Below are 15037 nucleotides of genomic sequence, written 5' to 3'. Positions count from 1 at the left end.
TCACAGGGGTACGGCGTCCGCATTAGAACCTGGGGGGCGATATGGCGGAGTTCGAGGCGACGCGTGGGATGCCCGCAGACAGCATGATCGTGTTCGGGATCGCGTCCGATTTGGAGGTCATGGACCGATGGATCCCGCAAGGCCTCTCGGTCCACGGCAGCGGCCCCGGCATCGTCGAGGCCGACGGCCCCCTGGTGCCCGGCTCCGGCAAGCATGAGGGCCTGCTCCGCACGTCCGAGGAGCAGCTCCGGGTGGAGTGGGGCGGGCGCGACCATCCCGGCTACGCGGGCTGGCTCCAGGTGGCCGACACGGCCGACGGCGCCAGCGAGGTGACCCTGCACATCAGCCTGCTCGACGAGCCCGACTCCGGGGAGCGGGCCGGGAAGGTGCGCACGCTGCTCGACCGCTCCCTCGACCAACTGGCCGAGGAGGTCCGCCTCCGGGTCGACGACGGCTCCCTCTGAAGAAAGGCCGTGTGACGGCCGTCACAGTCGACCGGCCTGACGCCCCCGCGGGCCGTCGAACCATGGTCTCCCGGCGCCCGGATGCGCCGGCGGATGCCCGCGCGCGCTCGTCCGGCCAGGCCGGGTTTCGCGGCGAAAAGGATCTCGTTTCCGATCAGAACCGCAGGTAAAAGAATGCGCGCCCGGCTTCCCGGGGTCGCTTGCATCCGATCCGTTCAGGTACCTTTAAAGGATTCCGCAAGCTTTAGAGCGCACTTTCATCCTATGCATCGACTGATCAAAACCCTTGCGCCTGTGATGGCAGGCTTGATCGCTTTGACCGGTTTCTCGGGCACGGCTCAAGCTGCGACGCCCGGGCGGCTCGACGGTTTCTACGCACAGCGTCTCACCTGGTCCGGGTGTGGCGGCGGCTATGAATGCGCCTCACTCCGGGTGCCACTCGACTATTCGACGCCCGGCGACCGGCAGATGAAGATCAATATGATTCGCCTGCCCGCCACCGGAAAAAAGATCGGCTCGCTACTGGTGAATCCAGGTGGGCCTGGAGCGTCGGGTGTGGACTTTGTGAAAGGAAACAAGTCCATTGTTTCGGCGAGCCTCCGGCAGCGGTTCGACATCGTCGGATTCGACCCGCGCGGGGTCGGCGGGTCCTCACCGGTGCGGTGCATGGCGCCGATCGAACTGGACGCGTTCTTCGCCGTCGACCAGACCCCGGACACGCCTGGCGAGGAGAAGCTGCTCAAGCGGTGGAACCGGACCTTCGCCCAATACTGCGCGAAGAACGCGAGCAAGAAGCTCCTGGCCAACGTCACGACCGTGAACGCGGCGCGCGACATGGACGTGATGCGGGCGGCGCTGGGTGAGCAGCGGCTGTCCTACCTGGGATTCTCGTACGGCACCTACCTCGGCTCGATCTACGCGGACATGTTCCCGAAGCGGATTCGCGCGATGGTGCTCGACGGCGCGGAGGATCCTTCCCAGACGATGGACGACTTCGCCGTCGACCAGGACAAGGGCTTCCAGGTGGCGACCGCGTCGTTCCTGCGCGACTGCTTCAAGACCAAGGGCTGCCCGTTCAAGAAGCACTCGGTCAAGGCCGCGCTCAAGCAGCTCGACCTGCTCTACCAGCGGGCCGACCTGGCCCCGCTGCGCAACGCGTACGACAGCAGGCAGGTCAACGAGGCCGTCGTACGCGCGGCGGTGGACTACTCGATGTACTCCACGCGGCTCTGGCCCCGGCTGCGGCAGGCGCTGACGGACGCCTACAAGGGCGAGGGCGCCCGGCTGCTGCTGCTGGCCGACGAGAGCAACGGGCGGCGCACCAACGGCAGCTACGACAACGGGTTCGAGGCCCTCATGGCCATCAACTGCGTCGACCACCCCGAGAGCCCCTGCCCCTACTGGCCGGTCAAGGGCACCCGCTACCCGAAGAAGGTGCGGGCCGCGGGTTCGCCGCCGATCGTGGTGGTGGGCACGACGCGTGACCCCGCGACCCCGTACAAGCTGGCCAAGGCGCTGGCGGCACAGTTGGGCAACGGCGTGCTGCTGACGAACGACGCCGACGGGCACACCGCGTACGCCGGGAGCTCGTCCTGCCTCGACCGGCAGATCGACCGCTACCTGCTCACGGCGCGGGCTCCGCGGCCCAACGCCTGCACGAAGGCCTGAGCGAAAGCCAGTCCCACACCACGGTGTGGGACTGGTCAACCTCTGTCGTGCCTGCGTGGCGGCGGCCCGGGGCGCGGGAGAGATTGGGCACGGACGGACGTAGCCGGAAATTCCGGCTGGAAGTCCGAAAGAGCCCGAGGAGCCCATGGAATCGCTGCTGATTCTGCATGCGGTCGCGGCGGTCTGCGCTCCCTGGCTCGCCGCGCGCATCGGGCGCGCCTCCCTGTTCGTCGTGGCCGTGGCCCCCGCGGCCGGTTTCGCCTGCACCGTCTGGCTGGCGGCGCGCGGCCTGCCCGCCTACGAGAGCACCCCGTGGGCTCCGGTCATGGGCCTGGAGCTGTCTTTCCGCGCCGATCCGCTCGCCGTGCTGATGATGTCGCTGGTCACCGGGGTCGGCGTGCTCGTCCTCGTCTACAGCGCCCGCTACCTCCCGCGGGGCGACGACGGGCTCGGCCGCTACGGCGGCGTGATGGTGGCCTTCGCCGGGTCGATGCTGGGGCTGGTGACGGCCGACGACCTGCTCCTGCTGTACGTGTTCTGGGAGCTGACCACGGTCTTCTCCTACCTCCTCATCGGCTACGACCCCCTCAGCAGGATGAGCAGGCAGGCCGCGATGAAGGCGCTGTCGGTCACCACGCTCGGCGGCCTGGCCATGCTCGCCGGGTTCGTCCTGCTCGGGCAGGCGGCGGGCACGTACCAGATCTCGGAGATCGTCGCCCGGCCCCCTGACGCCGGCCCGGTGGCCCTGGTGCTGGTGCTGGCCGGCGCGCTGTCGAAGTCGGCGATCTTCCCGTTCAGCACGTGGCTGCCGGCGGCGATGGCCGCGCCGACGCCGGTGTCGGCGTACCTGCACGCGGCGGCCATGGTCAAGGCCGGCGTGTACCTGCTGGCCAGGCTGGGCCCCGCGTTCGGCGACCTGGCGGTGTGGCGGGCGGTGGCGGTGCCGCTCGGCGTGCTGACGATGCTGCTGGGCGGCTGGCGGGCGCTGCGCGAGACCGATCTGAAGCGGCTGCTGGCCTTCGGCACGGTCGGCCAGCTCGGCTTCCTGACCGTGCTGTTCGGTTCCGGCACGCAGGCCGCGGCCCTGGCCGGGGCGGGCCTGCTGCTCGCGCACGCGCTGTTCAAGGCGGCGCTGTTCCTGGTGGTGGGCATCGTCGACCACGCGGCGGGCACCCGGACGCTGGGCGAGCTGAGCGGCGTGGGGCGGGCGATGCCGTGGGTGTGCGCGGCGGCGGTGCTCGCGGGGGCGTCGATGGCGGGGCTGCCGCCGCTGGCGGGGTTCGCGGCCAAGGAGGCGGCGCTGGAGGCGCTGCTGGACGCGCCGCTCGCGCTGGCGGGCGTGGTGGCGGGGTCGGCGCTGACGGCGGCGTACACGTTGCGGTTCCTGTGGGGGGCCTTCGCCGGCAAACCGGGCGTCGAGGCGCGGCCCGTGCACCGGGCGCCCGCGGCCATGACCGTCCCGGCCGCGCTGCTGTCGGTGCTGGGGCTGGTGCTCGCCCCCCTGGCCGGCTGGTACGCCGGCGCCGTGTCCGGCTTCACGGGGACCTACCGGGACCCTGGGCACGAGGCCCATCTCGCGGTCTGGAGCGGGTTCACCCTCCCGCTGCTGCTGTCGGCGGCGGCCCTGGCGGCCGGGGCGGCGTTGTTCCTGGCCAGGGAGCCGGTGGCCAAGGTGGGCACGGCGCTGCACGTGGTCGACTCCAGCCGGCTCTACTGGGCGGCCGTACGCCGTCTCGACCGCTTCGCCATCCAGCTCACCGGCCTCATCCAGCGCGGCTCGCTGCCCGACTACCTGATGCTCACCCTGCTGGCCACCGTCGGCGTCGGCCTGTTCTCCCTCCTCTATGGCGGCCCGCCCCGCCTGCCCCTCCCGCTCGTCGCCTGGCAGCGCCCCGAGCAGCCCGTCGTCACCGTGCTGCTGGTGGCGGCGGCCGTGCTGGTGCTGTTCTCCCGGGCCTACATCCTGCTCGCGGTCGTCGTCGGCCTCACCGGCTACGGCACGGCCCTGCTGTTCCTCGCCCACGGCTCCCCCGACCTGGCGCTCACCCAGTTCCTGGCCGAGACGCTCAGCCTGGTGGTGTTCGCGCTGGTGCTGCGCCGGCTGCCGATCGACCCGGTCAAGGGACGGCTGCCGGTCGCGCTGCGGCTGGTGATCGGGCTGGCCGTGGGCGTGGTGGCCGCGGGCGCGGGCATGCTGGCGATGAGCGCCCGGACCGTCGAGCCGGTGGGCGCGCTCATGGGCACGGCGGCGGAGGAGGCGGGCGCCCGCAACATCGTCAGCGCGCTGATCCTCGACATCCGCGCCTGGGACACGATGGGCGAGGGCACGGTGCTCGTCGTGCTGACGCTGGGCGTGACGAGCCTGGTGTTCCTGCGGCGCAGGTCGTACAGCATCGTGCGGGCCGCAGGCGGGCACCGGCCGGAGCGCACGCACTGGCTGGCGGCCACGCTGCCGCGCGGGCAGCGGGCGCTGGCGTTCGAGGTGGCGGCCCGGCTGACGTTCCACACGGTGCTGCTGTTGTCGGTGTTCCTGCTGTTCATCGGGCACAGCGGAGTGGGCGGTGGGTTCGCGGGCGGCATCGTGGCCGGGCTGGCGATCACCGTGCGCTACCTGGCGGGCGGGCGCGACGAGCTGGCCGCGGCCGTGCCGGTGCACGCCGGCGTGCTCATGGGGGCGGGCCTGACGCTGTCGGCGGGCACGGCGCTGGTCGGACTGCTGTTCGGCCGCGCGGCGCTGGACATGCTGGCCACGGACGTGGACGTGCCGCTGGTGGGCCACCTGCACCTGTCCACGGGCCTGCTGTTCGACCTCGGCGTGTACGTCTCCGTGATCGGCATGGTCCAGGACGTGCTGCGCGCCCTGGGCGCCGAGCTGGACGGCCAGATCGAGACCGAGCCGGCGGAGGAGAGCGCGTGACGATCGCCCTGCTGCCGTTCCTGGCCTGCTGCGTGCTCATCGCGACCGGCGCGACGCTGCTGCTCGAACGCAGCCTGGTACGCATCCTGGCCGGCGTCATCGTGCTCGGCAACGGCGTGAACCTGCTGATCGTCACCGCGGGCGGCGACGCCGGCGGCCCGCCCTTCGTCGGCACCCCCGGCATGGCCGACCCGGTGCCGCAGGCCATGGTGCTCACCGCCATCGTCATCACCCTGGGCGTGACGGCGTTCCTGCTGGCCCTCGTGCACCGCTCGTGGCAGCTCACCGGGAGCGACGAGGTCCAGGACGACACCGAGGACCGCCGCGTACGGCTGCGCGCCCGCCGCGGCGAGCTGGGCGACGCCGTACGCGCCCGGCGGGACGCCTACCGGCGGCTGGTCGTCGAGCAGCGGGCCGAGCTGGCGAACCTGGAGGCCGAGCAGGCCGAGCGGGAGCGGCTGGAGGAGGCCGACCTGGAGCGGCGCATCGCCCGCGTGCACGACGAGCTCGAGGAGTGGATGCGCCGGCTGGAACAGGAGGGGATCTCCCAGGAGGAGCTGGAGCAGCGCCTGGAGGAGGCCGGGCTGCGCGAGGACGCGGCCACCATGGACAACCTGCAGCGCATCGACGAGCTGCGTGAGGAGCACTCGCGCGGGCGGGAGGCGCAGGCGGCCAGGGAGCGGGCGCTGCGCAGGAAGCTGAAGGCGCGCCAGCGGGACGCGCGCAGGCAGATGCGGGCGGCCATCAGGGAGGAACGCGAGCGGCAGGCCCTCGCGCAGGACCCCGAGCTGGAGGGCGACGACTGACCATGGACGCCCCGATCCCGCTCGAGAGCCTCGTCTGCGTGCCCGTGCTGCTGCCGCTGCTGGCCGCCGGGGTGAAACTGGCGATCGGCGGCCGGCTGCGGCGGCTGCAGTCGCTCATCAGCCTCGGCACGCTCGGCCTCTCGCTGGCCGTGGCGATCGTGCTGATGATCGCGGCCGACGAGCGCGGCCCGCTGGTGACCGAGCTGGGCGGGTGGGCCGCCCCGATCGGCATCTGCCTGGTGGCCGACCGGCTCTCGACGCTAGTGCTGGTGGTGTCGTCGGCGGTGACGCTGTGCGTGATGGCGTACTCGGTGGTCAACGCCTATGACGAGCAGGAGCACGACGCTCCCATGGCGATCTTCCATCCGGCGTTCCTGGTGATGGTGGCGGGCGTGGCGGACGCGTTCCTGTCGGGTGACCTGTTCAACCTGTTCGTGGCGTTCGAGCTGCTGCTGAGCGGCTCGTACGTGCTGCTCACGTTCGGCGGCACCGAGTCCAGGATCCGGGCGGGCGCCACGTACACGCTCATGGCCCTGGCCTCGTCGATGCTGTTCCTGATCGCGCTGGCCATCTCCTACGGCGCCACCGGGACGCTCTCCCTGGCGCAGCTCGCCGAGCGGTTCGCCACGCTGCCGGAGCAGGTCAAGCTGCTGGTGGAGCTGACGCTGCTGCTGGCGTTCGGGATCAAGGCGGCGATCTTCCCGATGTCGGCGTGGCTGCCCGACTCTTACCCGACCGCGCCCGCCCCGGCCACGGCCGTGTTCGCCGGGCTGCTCACGAAGGTCGGCGTCTACTCGATCATCCGGCTGGAGGCGCTGCTGTTCCCCGGCGGGCCGGTGTCGACGCTGCTCATGTGGGTGGCGCTGGCCACGATGCTGGCGGGCGTGCTGGGCGCGGTCGCGCAGACCGACCTGAAGCGGATGCTGTCGTTCACGCTGGTCAGCCACATCGGCTACATGGTGTTCGGGGTGGGCCTGTCCACCGTGGCCGGGATGGCGGGCGCGATCTTCTACGTGGTGCACCACATCACCGTGCAGACGAGCCTGTTCCTGGTGACGGGGATGATCGAGCGGCGCACGGGCACCACGTCGGTGACCCGGCTGGGCGGCCTGATGCGGGCCACGCCGCTGATCGCCGTGCTGTTCTTCGTGCCGGCCATGAACCTGTCGGGCATCCCGCCGATGTCGGGCTTCCTCGGCAAGCTGATGCTGGTCCAGGCGGGCCTGGCCGACGGCCGCTGGCTGCCGGTCACGCTGGTGGTCGCGGGCCTGGTCACGAGCCTGCTCACCCTGTACGCCGTCGCCAAGGCGTGGGGCAAGGCGTTCTGGCGCGGCCCGCGCGGCGACCGGGTGGGCCAGGTCCTGGAGAGCGAGGAGAACACCGGCGAGGACCCGACCGTCACCACGGCCACGCTGCCCGTGGCGCTGCCGCTCTCGGTGGCGGCGCTGGTCGCGCTGGGGCTGTCGTTCACGGTGCTGGCCGGGCCGCTGTCGGCGCTGGCCGAGCGGGCGGCGACGGAGCTGATGGCCCGCGAGCCCTACGTCACGGCCGTCCTGGGGGGAACGCGATGAACCGGTACCGTCTGGCGCCCCGGCTGCTCGGCCGGCGCGTGCCGTTGCCGCTGGTGGCCTGGCTGACGCTGGTGTGGGTGACGCTGTGGGGCGAGCTGTCGCCGGGCAACGTGCTGGGCGGGCTGGCGGCCGGGCTGGTGGTGACGTGGCTGCTGCCGCTGCCGATCCTCGACCCGGGCGTCCGGGTCCATCCGGTGGCGCTGGCGCGGTTCCTGCTGCACTTCTCGTGGGACATGGTGACCTCGACCGCGCGGGTGGTGTTCTGGGTGGCGCATCCCGGGCAGCCGCCGGCGCAGATCGTCCGCGTGGGGCTGCGCACGTCGTCCGAGTCCATGACCGTGCTGGTCATGATCGCGCTGTCCACGGTGCCGGGCAGCCTCGTGCTGGAGGCCTACCCACGGGAGCTGGTGCTGCACGTGCTGGGACGGCCCGGCGACGTCACCGAGGCCGTGCGGGCCGACGTGGCGGGGCTGGAGTCGCGCATCGTGGCCGCGTTCGGCACCCGCCACGATCGGGAGGAGCTGCGATGACGGTGGTGTACCTGGTGACGCTGGGGCTGCTCGGGTGCGGGGCCGCGGCCTCGCTCTACCGGGTGGCGCGCGGGCCCTCGATGCTGGACCGGGCGGTGGCGCTCGACGTGGTGACGTCGCTGTCGATGTGCGGCGCCGGGGCGTTCGCCGTGGCCAGGGACGACTATTCGGACCTGCCGATCCTGCTGGTGCTGTCGCTGCTGGGGTTCGTGGGGTCGGTGTCGCTGGCCCGGTTCTTCTCCGGGAGGTCGCGGTGATGGACGTCCTGGCTGCGGTCTGCCTGCTCACCGGCGCGGTCCTGGCGCTGTCGGCCGGGGCCGGGCTGGTGCGCTTCCGTACGACGCTGGACCGCATGCACGCGGGCACGAAGCCGCAGGTGCTCGGCGTGCTGCTGGTGTTGCTGGCCATGTGGCTGCACCGGCCCACCTGGGCGAACGCCGGCCCGCTGGTGCTGGTCGGCATCTCCCAGGTGATCACCGTGTCGGTGGCGGCCTACATGGTGGCGCGGGCCGCGTACACGCGTCAGTCCTGTGACGACGACACCGAGCTGCCCCCGGAGCCTCCGGAGCGATCAGAGGGCTGACCGTCGGACGACCGGTCCATCGACGGCTGGCCGAACCAGGTCCACAGGGCCAGCGCGGCCAGGACGCCGGCGGTGACCCAGGCCAGCGTCGCGTCGAACAGGTAGTCGATCACGAACATCGTGGACGTGGTCATCGAGACCGCCAGCGACAGCGCCCCCAAAATGCCGTAGATGTTGGAGCGGCGTACCAGCGTCTCCTTGAGGCCCTGGCGGAACAGCACGCGGTGCTGCGCGGTCGGCGCGATGTAGAAGATCGACGCCAGCGCGGCGCTGCACAGCGCCGCGTAGTACAGCCACCGGTCGGCCTGGTCCAGCCGGGCGAACGACGAGGAGAAGGGCACGGTCAGCAGGAACGCGAACAGCACCTGCACGCCGGTGACCGCCACGCGGGCGCCCTGAAGGAGCTCCACGAAATTCCGGTCCGCGCGCTCCTCGTGCGACTCGTTCTTCAACGCCGCCTCCCGCTTGTCGACGAGAGAGTCCTTCTTCCGCGTCAAACGGAGCTAAAACCTCGCCATGAGGATCTTGGCGGGCGTGAGAGGGAGGTCGCGGATCCGGTGGCCGGTGGCGTGGTGCACGGCGTTGCCGATCGCGGCGGCGGTGCCCACGATGCCGATCTCGCCGATGCCCTTGGAGCCCATGGGATTGAGCTCGTCGTCGTGCTCCTCCAGCCAGTGCGCCTCCACGCCGGTCGCGTCGGCGCAGGCGGGCACGTGGTACTGCGCCAGGTCGCGGTGCAGGAAGCCGCCGAACTCCGCGTCGGTCAGCGTCTCCTCCATCAGCGCCATCCCGAGCCCCATGGTCATGCCGCCGAGGAACTGCGACCTGGCCAGCTTGGCGTCCACGATGTGGCCGCAGGCGAACACGCCGAGCAGGCGCGGCACCCGCACCTCGCCGGTCACCGCGCTGACGCGGACCTCGGCGAACTGGGCGCCGAAGGCCTGCCTGGCCAGCTTGGCGGCGTTCCTGACCTCCTCGGTGGTGTCGGCGCGGCCCTCCTTGCCGTCGCGCAGGAGCTCCTCGCAGGCCCGTACGACGGCCGTGCCCCACGAGGCCGTGCCCATGGAGCCGCCCGCGACGGGCGCGTCGGGCAGGGCGCTGTCGCCGAGCTCGAGGTGCACCCGCTGCGGGGCGACGCCCAGCGTGTCCGCCGCGATCCTGGTCAGGACCGTGCGCGCGCCGGTGCCGATGTCGGCGGCGGCCACCTGGACGAGGAAGTCGCCGTCGTCGCGCAGGGTGGCCACGGCCTTCGACGGGCTGCGGTACGCCGGGTAGGTGGAGGCGGCCACGCCGGTGCCGACCAGCCACTCCCCCATGCGCCTGATGCCGGGCCGCGGGTCGCGCGCGTCCCAGTCGAAGCGGCGGGCGCCCTCGCGCAGGCAGGCCACCAGGTGGCGGGAGCTGAACGGCAGGCCGCTGCCGGGCTCGGTGTCCGGCTCGTTGAGGACGCGCAGCTCCACCGGGTCGATGCCGGCCGCGCAGGCCAGCTCGTCGAGGGCGGACTCCAGGGCGTACATGCCGGGGCACTCTCCCGGGGCGCGCATCCACGACGGGGTGGCCACGTCCAGCCGGACGAGCCGGTGCGCGGTGCGCAGGGCCGGGGTGGCGTACATGACGCGGGCCGGGAGCGCGGTCTGCTCGGCGAACTCGACCAGCGTGGAGCTCTGCTCGTACGCCACGTGCTCCAGCGCCGTCAGCCTGCCCCCCGCGTCGGCGCCCAGCCGCAGCCGCTGGATGGTGGGCGTGCGGTAGCCGGTGACGTCGAACATCTGCTGCCGGGTCAGCGCGATCTTGACCGGGCGGCCCACGGCCCTGGCGGCCAGGGCGGCCAGCACGGCCTGGGGCCTGGTGCTGCCCTTCGAGCCGAAGCCGCCGCCCACGTGCCTGGCCACCACGCGCACGCCGTCCGGCGGCAGGCCGAGCGTCTTGGCGAGGGTGTCGCGGTCCGAGGTGGTGCCCTGGATGCTGTCGTACACCAGGAGCCGGCCGTCCTTCTCCCACAGGGCCACGCACGCGTGCGGCTCCATCGGGTTGTTGTGCAGGACCGGGGTCGTGTAGGTGACGTCCACGGTCGTCGCGGCCTCGGCGAGCCCGGCCTCCACGTCGCCGTGCCCGGTGTCGGCGGGGAAGTTCGGGTTGACGACCTCCGGCTTGTAGAGGCCGGGGTGGTCGGCGCGCAGGGTCACGTCGTGGTCGCCGGGGTCGTACTCGACGCGGACGGCCGCGGCGGCGGCGCGGGCGTTCTCGTAGCTGTCGGCGACCACGGCGGCGACGATCTGGCCGCGGTAGGCGACCTCCCGGCTCTGGAAGAGGGCCAGCTCGCCCTCGACGCCCTCGGCCAGGGGCGGCGGGTCCTCGCAGGACAGCACGGCCAGCACGCCGGGCAGTTCGAGCGCCGGGCCGCCGTCCACGCGCTTGACGCGGCCCTTGGCGATGCGCGACTGCACGGCGTAGGCGTGGGTGAGGCCCTCGGCCGGATATTCGGCGGCGTACGTGGCCAGTCCCGTGACCTTGACGCGGCCCTCGATGCGGTTCACGGTGCCAGCTCCTCCAGCGTCGAGACGATCAGGTTGCGGGCCAGCGGCACCTTGTACGCGTTGCGCGGCAGCGGCCGGGCCGGCTCCAGCTCGGCCTCGGCCGCCTCCAGGAACGCCTCGCCGGTCGCCGGCCCGCCGATCAGGGCCTGTTCGGCGCGTTCGGCCCGCCAGGGCACGTGGGCCAGGCCGCCGAGCGCGATCCGGCACGCGCCCACCGTGCCGTCGGGCCGCACGTCGAGCACGGCCGCGATCGAGACGAGCGCGAACGCGAACGACGCCCGCTCGCGCACCTTGCGGTAGAGGGAGGCGCCCGGGGGCGGCGGGGGCAGCTCCACGGCGGTGATCAGGTCGCCGGGTTCGAGCACGGTGTCCCGCTCCGGCTCGTCGCCGGGCAGGCGGTGCAGGCCGGGCATGGGGATGATCCGGTCGCCGGCCGGCCCCGTGACGTGCACCTCGGCCTCCAGGGCGGCCAGCGCGACCGCCATGTCCGACGGGTGGGTGGCCACGCACGCGCCGGACGTGCCGAGCACGGCCAGGCCCGCGTGGTCGCCCTCGATCGCCGGGCAGCCGGAGCCGGGGCGGCGCTTGTTGCACGGCCTGGTCACGTCCTGGAAATACGTGCACCGGGTGCGCTGCAGCAGGTTGCCGGCGACCGTGGCGACGTTGCGCACCTGGCCCGACGCGCCGCTGAGCACCGCGCGGGCCAGCATGGGGTAGCGGGCGCGGATCAGGGGGTCGAAGGCGAGGTCGGTGTTGCGCACGGTGGCGCCGACGCGGACGCGGTCGCCCACGGCCTCGATCCGGTCGAGCGGCAGCCGGCTGACGTCCACCAGCCGCTCGGGCTCGGCCACGCCCAGCCGCATGAGGTCCACCAGGTTGGTGCCGCCGCCCAGGTACATGGTGCCGGGGCCGAAGGCGCGCACCGCCTCCGTCGTGCTGGCGGCGCGGGCGTAGTCGAAGGGCTTCACGGTGCCACCTCGGCGATCGCGCTCACGATGTTGACGTAGGCGCCGCAGCGGCACAGGTTGCCGCTCATGCGCTCGCGGATCTCCTCGGGTGTGAGGCCGGGGTCGGCGGTGATGTCCTCGGTCACGACGCTCGGGCCCGGCTCGCCCAGCATGCCCAGGGCCGAGCAGAGCTGCCCCGGCGTGCAGTAGCCGCACTGGAAGGCGTCGTGCTCGATGAAGGCGGCCTGCAGGGGGTGCAGGTCCTCCCCGTCGGCCAGCCCCTCCACGGTGGTGACCTGCGAGCCGTCCACGGCCACCGCCAGCGCCAGGCAGGAGTTGGCCCGCCGCCCGTCGATGAGGACCGTGCAGGCCCCGCACTGCCCGTGGTCGCAGCCCTTCTTGGCGCCGATGAGGCCGAGTCTTTCGCGGAGCAGATCGAGCAGCGACATCCGCGGATCCACGTCCACCGCGCGCGGTACGCCGTTCACCTGCAGGGTGATCTCCATGGCGCACGACTACCCGACCTCCAGAAGAGACAACCTCTGAGCGCGGTAAAGCCGTTCATCCCGATGCGTCCGTTTTGCACTGAAGGTGGCGGGTAGCCCGGCGTTCATGGGCCGGGCCATGGACGAACAACTGACCGAGTCGGCGGCGGTGATGACCGTCAACGCCGGCTCGTCAAGCCTGCGCCTCGACCTCGTCCAGGGCGGGTGCGTGCTGGACAGCGCGCACGCCGAGCGGGCCGTCGACCCCGGCGCGGCCGCGGAGGAGGTGGCCGCGTTCCTCGGCGGGCACTTCGACCGCGACGTCCGGGCCGTGGCGCACCGGCTGGTGCACGGCGGCGACCTCGTCCGCGGGCCCACCGTGGCCGACGACGAGACGATCGACGGGCTGCGCGGCCTGACCAGCCTGGCGCCGCAGCACCTGCCGCCCGCGCTGGCCCTGCTGGAGGCGGCCCGCGAGCAGCTCCCCGCCGTGCCGCACGTGCTCTGCCCCGACACGGCCTTCCACGCCGGCCTGCCCGAGACGGCCGCCGTCTACCCCCTTCCGCAGGAGTGGCGCGACCGGTACGGCCTGCGCCGCTACGGCTTCCACGGCCTCTCGTACGCCTGGGCCGCCGACCGGGTGACCGACCTGCTCGGCCGGCCGCTGTCCGAGCTCCAGCTCCTGCTGACCCATCTCGGCGGCGGCTGCTCGGTGAGCGCGGTGTCGGGCGGGCGCAGTCTGGACACCTCGATGGGGTTCACACCGCTGGACGGCATGCCCATGAGCAAGCGCTCGGGCAGCGTCGATCCCGGGATGCTCATGTGGCTGCTGACCGAGGGCCACCTGAGCGCCGGTGAGCTGGCCGAGGGGCTCGAACGCCGCTCCGGGCTGCTGGGCCTGTCCGGCGGGCGCTCGGGCGACACGCGCGACCTGGTGGCCGCCGGGCGCGACGGCGACGAGCGGGCCACGCTGGCCCTGGAGGTCTTCGCCCACCGGGTGAGCAGGGAGATCGCCGCCGCCGCGACCTCGCTCGAGCGCATCGACGCGCTGGTGTTCACCGGCGAGATCGGCTGGGATCAGGCCGAGGTGCGCGAGGCCGTCTGCCGCCGCCTCGGGCTGCTCGGCGTCCGGCCCCCCGCACAGGGCAACCGCCACGACGACGGGCCGGTCAGCGCGTACGACGCGGCCGTCCCCGTCCTGGTGGTGCAGGTACGCGAGGAGCTCCAGCTCGCCCGCGAATGCCTGCGCATCCTCGCGGAGGAGGAGGAATGACCCACACCGACGAGGTACGGCGCTCCGCGCTGCCGCTGAACACCGCCGACGACCTCGGCCCGCTCATGGAACGCGTCGGCGCCGCCCGGTTCGTGCTCATCGGCGAGGCCAGCCACGGCACGCACGACTTCTACGCCTGGCGCGACCGGCTGACCCGCCGGTTGATCGCGGAGAAGGGGTTCGGCTTCGTCGCCGTCGAAGGCGACTGGCCGGACTGCGAGCGCGTCGACCGGGCCGTCACCGGCGACACGGACCCGTTCGAGGCCCTGTACGCCTTCCGCCGCTGGCCCACGTTCATGTGGGCCAACGAGGAGGTCACCGACTTCTGCCGCTGGCTGCGCCGCTGGAACAGCGACCTGCCGCCGGCCGGGCGCTGCGGTTTCCACGGGCTGGACGTCTACAGCCTGTGGGACTCGCTGCGCGCCGTCCACCGCTACGCCGCCCTCCACCTGCCCGAGCGGATGGAGGCGGTGATGGAGGCCCTGCGGTGCCTCGAGTCCTACGGCCACGACCCGCGCCAGTACGCGTCGGCCACCCGGCTGGTGCCCGGCACGTGCGAGGACGAGGTCGTCACCCTGCTGTCCGAGGTCGTCCGGGCCGCCCCCGACGACCTCGGGGTACGCCAGAACGCCGAGATCGTGGCCGGGGCCGAGCGCTACTACCGGGCCATGGTCCGCGGCGGCCCCGAGTCGTGGAACGTCCGGGACCTCCACATGGCCGACACCCTGGACCGCCTGGCGGGCGAGGAGGGGGCCAAGGGCGTCGTGTGGGCGCACAACACGCACGTCGGCGACGCCCGCGCCACCGACATGGCCGCCGCCGGGATGACGAACCTGGGCCGGATCGCCCGCGAGCGGCACGGCGACGACGCGGTGGTGCTGGTGGGGTTCGGCACCCACCGGGGCTCGGTGGTGGCCGCGAACCGGTGGGGCGCGCAGCACCACGTCATGCGGGTGCCGCCCGCGCGCCGGGCGTCCCTGGAGGCGCTGCTGCACGAGGCGGACCTGCCCGGCGGCCGGGCGCTGTTCATCGCGCCCTCCGGCGAGCGCCCGTACTGGTACGACGAGCCGCTCGGGCACCGTGCCGTCGGCGTCGTCTACGACCCCGGCCGCGAGGAGTGGGACAACTACGTGCCCACGGCGGTGGGCCGCCGCTACGACGCCTTCCTCTGGCTGGAGGAGACCAGGGCCCTGCATCCGATGCACGCCGAGCCGTGGGGCGACACCGAGCTGGAGACGTATCCGACGGCCATGTGA

The 15037-nt window shown here is 72.7% G+C and carries 14 protein-coding genes; 10 read left to right on the top strand and 4 right to left on the bottom strand.

The window, feature by feature from the left end; translation table 11 throughout:
• Positions 1 to 41 precede the first annotated feature (41 nt).
• From AB0I15_RS53720 to AB0I15_RS53685, 8 genes are all read left to right on the top strand, one after another.
• A complete protein-coding gene (locus AB0I15_RS53720; RefSeq protein WP_358115154.1) occupies positions 42 to 464 on the top strand; it encodes an SRPBCC family protein in 423 nt (140 codons plus the stop codon).
• Positions 465 to 545: 81 nt separating this feature from the next.
• The gene (locus AB0I15_RS53715; RefSeq protein WP_358115151.1) at positions 546 to 2132 is read left to right on the top strand and encodes an alpha/beta hydrolase; all 1587 of its coding nucleotides are present in this window, start codon (positions 546 to 548) and stop codon (positions 2130 to 2132) included.
• 145 nt (positions 2133 to 2277) lie between these two features.
• Positions 2278 to 5049, top strand: coding sequence for a Na+/H+ antiporter subunit A (locus AB0I15_RS53710; protein WP_358115149.1), 2772 nt, complete (start codon positions 2278 to 2280; stop codon positions 5047 to 5049).
• A complete protein-coding gene (locus AB0I15_RS53705; protein WP_358115147.1) occupies positions 5046 to 5855 on the top strand; it encodes a Na(+)/H(+) antiporter subunit C in 810 nt (269 codons plus the stop codon). The genes AB0I15_RS53710 and AB0I15_RS53705 overlap by 4 nt, the downstream gene beginning before the upstream one ends.
• 2 nt (positions 5856 to 5857) lie before the next feature.
• A complete protein-coding gene (locus AB0I15_RS53700) occupies positions 5858 to 7426 on the top strand; it encodes a Na+/H+ antiporter subunit D (protein ID WP_358115144.1) in 1569 nt (522 codons plus the stop codon).
• Entirely contained in the window at positions 7423 to 7956 is a 534-nt protein-coding gene (locus AB0I15_RS53695; protein ID WP_358115142.1) for a Na+/H+ antiporter subunit E, read from the top strand. Before AB0I15_RS53700 ends, AB0I15_RS53695 begins: the two co-directional genes overlap by 4 nt.
• Positions 7953 to 8213, top strand: coding sequence for a monovalent cation/H+ antiporter complex subunit F (locus tag AB0I15_RS53690; RefSeq protein WP_358115139.1), 261 nt, complete (start codon positions 7953 to 7955; stop codon positions 8211 to 8213). The genes AB0I15_RS53695 and AB0I15_RS53690 overlap by 4 nt, the downstream gene beginning before the upstream one ends.
• Entirely contained in the window at positions 8213 to 8539 is a 327-nt protein-coding gene (locus AB0I15_RS53685) for a monovalent cation/H(+) antiporter subunit G (RefSeq protein WP_358115136.1), read from the top strand. Before AB0I15_RS53690 ends, AB0I15_RS53685 begins: the two co-directional genes overlap by 1 nt.
• Here the strand turns inward: AB0I15_RS53685 and AB0I15_RS53680 are convergent.
• The 4 genes from AB0I15_RS53680 to AB0I15_RS53665 are packed head-to-tail and all read right to left on the bottom strand — an operon-like array spanning position 8479 to position 12529.
• Positions 8479 to 9036: a DUF6328 family protein gene (locus AB0I15_RS53680; protein WP_358115133.1), complete on the bottom strand. Its 558-nt coding sequence runs from the start codon at positions 9034 to 9036 to the stop codon at positions 8479 to 8481. The genes AB0I15_RS53685 and AB0I15_RS53680 overlap by 61 nt on opposite strands.
• A gap of 6 nt (positions 9037 to 9042) precedes the next feature.
• Positions 9043 to 11076 (bottom strand): xanthine dehydrogenase family protein molybdopterin-binding subunit, encoded by a 2034-nt coding sequence (locus AB0I15_RS53675; protein WP_358115131.1) that lies wholly within the window; start codon positions 11074 to 11076, stop codon positions 9043 to 9045.
• Positions 11073 to 12044 carry a xanthine dehydrogenase family protein subunit M gene (locus AB0I15_RS53670; RefSeq protein WP_358115128.1) on the bottom strand — a complete coding sequence of 324 codons (972 nt, stop codon included), beginning with the start codon at positions 12042 to 12044 and terminating at the stop codon, positions 11073 to 11075. Before AB0I15_RS53670 ends, AB0I15_RS53675 begins: the two co-directional genes overlap by 4 nt.
• Positions 12041 to 12529, bottom strand: coding sequence for a 2Fe-2S iron-sulfur cluster-binding protein (locus AB0I15_RS53665; RefSeq protein ID WP_358115125.1), 489 nt, complete (start codon positions 12527 to 12529; stop codon positions 12041 to 12043). The genes AB0I15_RS53670 and AB0I15_RS53665 overlap by 4 nt, the downstream gene beginning before the upstream one ends.
• A 118-nt stretch (positions 12530 to 12647) precedes the next feature.
• Here AB0I15_RS53665 and AB0I15_RS53660 point away from each other — a divergent pair, with 118 nt between their 5' ends.
• Positions 12648 to 13781, top strand: coding sequence for an acetate/propionate family kinase (locus tag AB0I15_RS53660; RefSeq protein ID WP_358115121.1), 1134 nt, complete (start codon positions 12648 to 12650; stop codon positions 13779 to 13781).
• The gene (locus AB0I15_RS53655) at positions 13778 to 15037 is read left to right on the top strand and encodes an erythromycin esterase family protein (RefSeq protein ID WP_358115118.1); all 1260 of its coding nucleotides are present in this window, start codon (positions 13778 to 13780) and stop codon (positions 15035 to 15037) included. The genes AB0I15_RS53660 and AB0I15_RS53655 overlap by 4 nt, the downstream gene beginning before the upstream one ends.

The sequence above is a fragment of the Nonomuraea sp. NPDC050643 genome (assembly GCF_040654715.1).
In the GTDB taxonomy this organism is placed as follows: Bacteria; Actinomycetota; Actinomycetes; order Streptosporangiales; family Streptosporangiaceae; genus Nonomuraea.
This window is presented reverse-complemented; position numbering and strand designations above follow the sequence as displayed.

Bases quoted from the DNA above. Each gene is read 5' to 3' on its own strand.
- AB0I15_RS53685 (WP_358115136.1), top strand. From the start codon at position 8,213: ATGGACGTCCTGGCTGCGGTCTGCCTGCTCACCGGCGCGGTCCTGGCG.
- AB0I15_RS53655 (WP_358115118.1), top strand. From the start codon at position 13,778: ATGACCCACACCGACGAGGTACGGCGCTCCGCGCTGCCGCTGAACACC.
- AB0I15_RS53665 (WP_358115125.1), bottom strand. From the start codon at position 12,529: ATGGAGATCACCCTGCAGGTGAACGGCGTACCGCGCGCGGTGGACGTG.
- AB0I15_RS53695 (WP_358115142.1), top strand. From the start codon at position 7,423: ATGAACCGGTACCGTCTGGCGCCCCGGCTGCTCGGCCGGCGCGTGCCG.
- AB0I15_RS53660 (WP_358115121.1), top strand. From the start codon at position 12,648: ATGGACGAACAACTGACCGAGTCGGCGGCGGTGATGACCGTCAACGCC.
- AB0I15_RS53715 (WP_358115151.1), top strand. From the start codon at position 546: ATGCGCCGGCGGATGCCCGCGCGCGCTCGTCCGGCCAGGCCGGGTTTC.
- AB0I15_RS53710 (WP_358115149.1), top strand. From the start codon at position 2,278: ATGGAATCGCTGCTGATTCTGCATGCGGTCGCGGCGGTCTGCGCTCCC.
- AB0I15_RS53720 (WP_358115154.1), top strand. From the start codon at position 42: ATGGCGGAGTTCGAGGCGACGCGTGGGATGCCCGCAGACAGCATGATC.
- AB0I15_RS53690 (WP_358115139.1), top strand. From the start codon at position 7,953: ATGACGGTGGTGTACCTGGTGACGCTGGGGCTGCTCGGGTGCGGGGCC.
- AB0I15_RS53700 (WP_358115144.1), top strand. From the start codon at position 5,858: ATGGACGCCCCGATCCCGCTCGAGAGCCTCGTCTGCGTGCCCGTGCTG.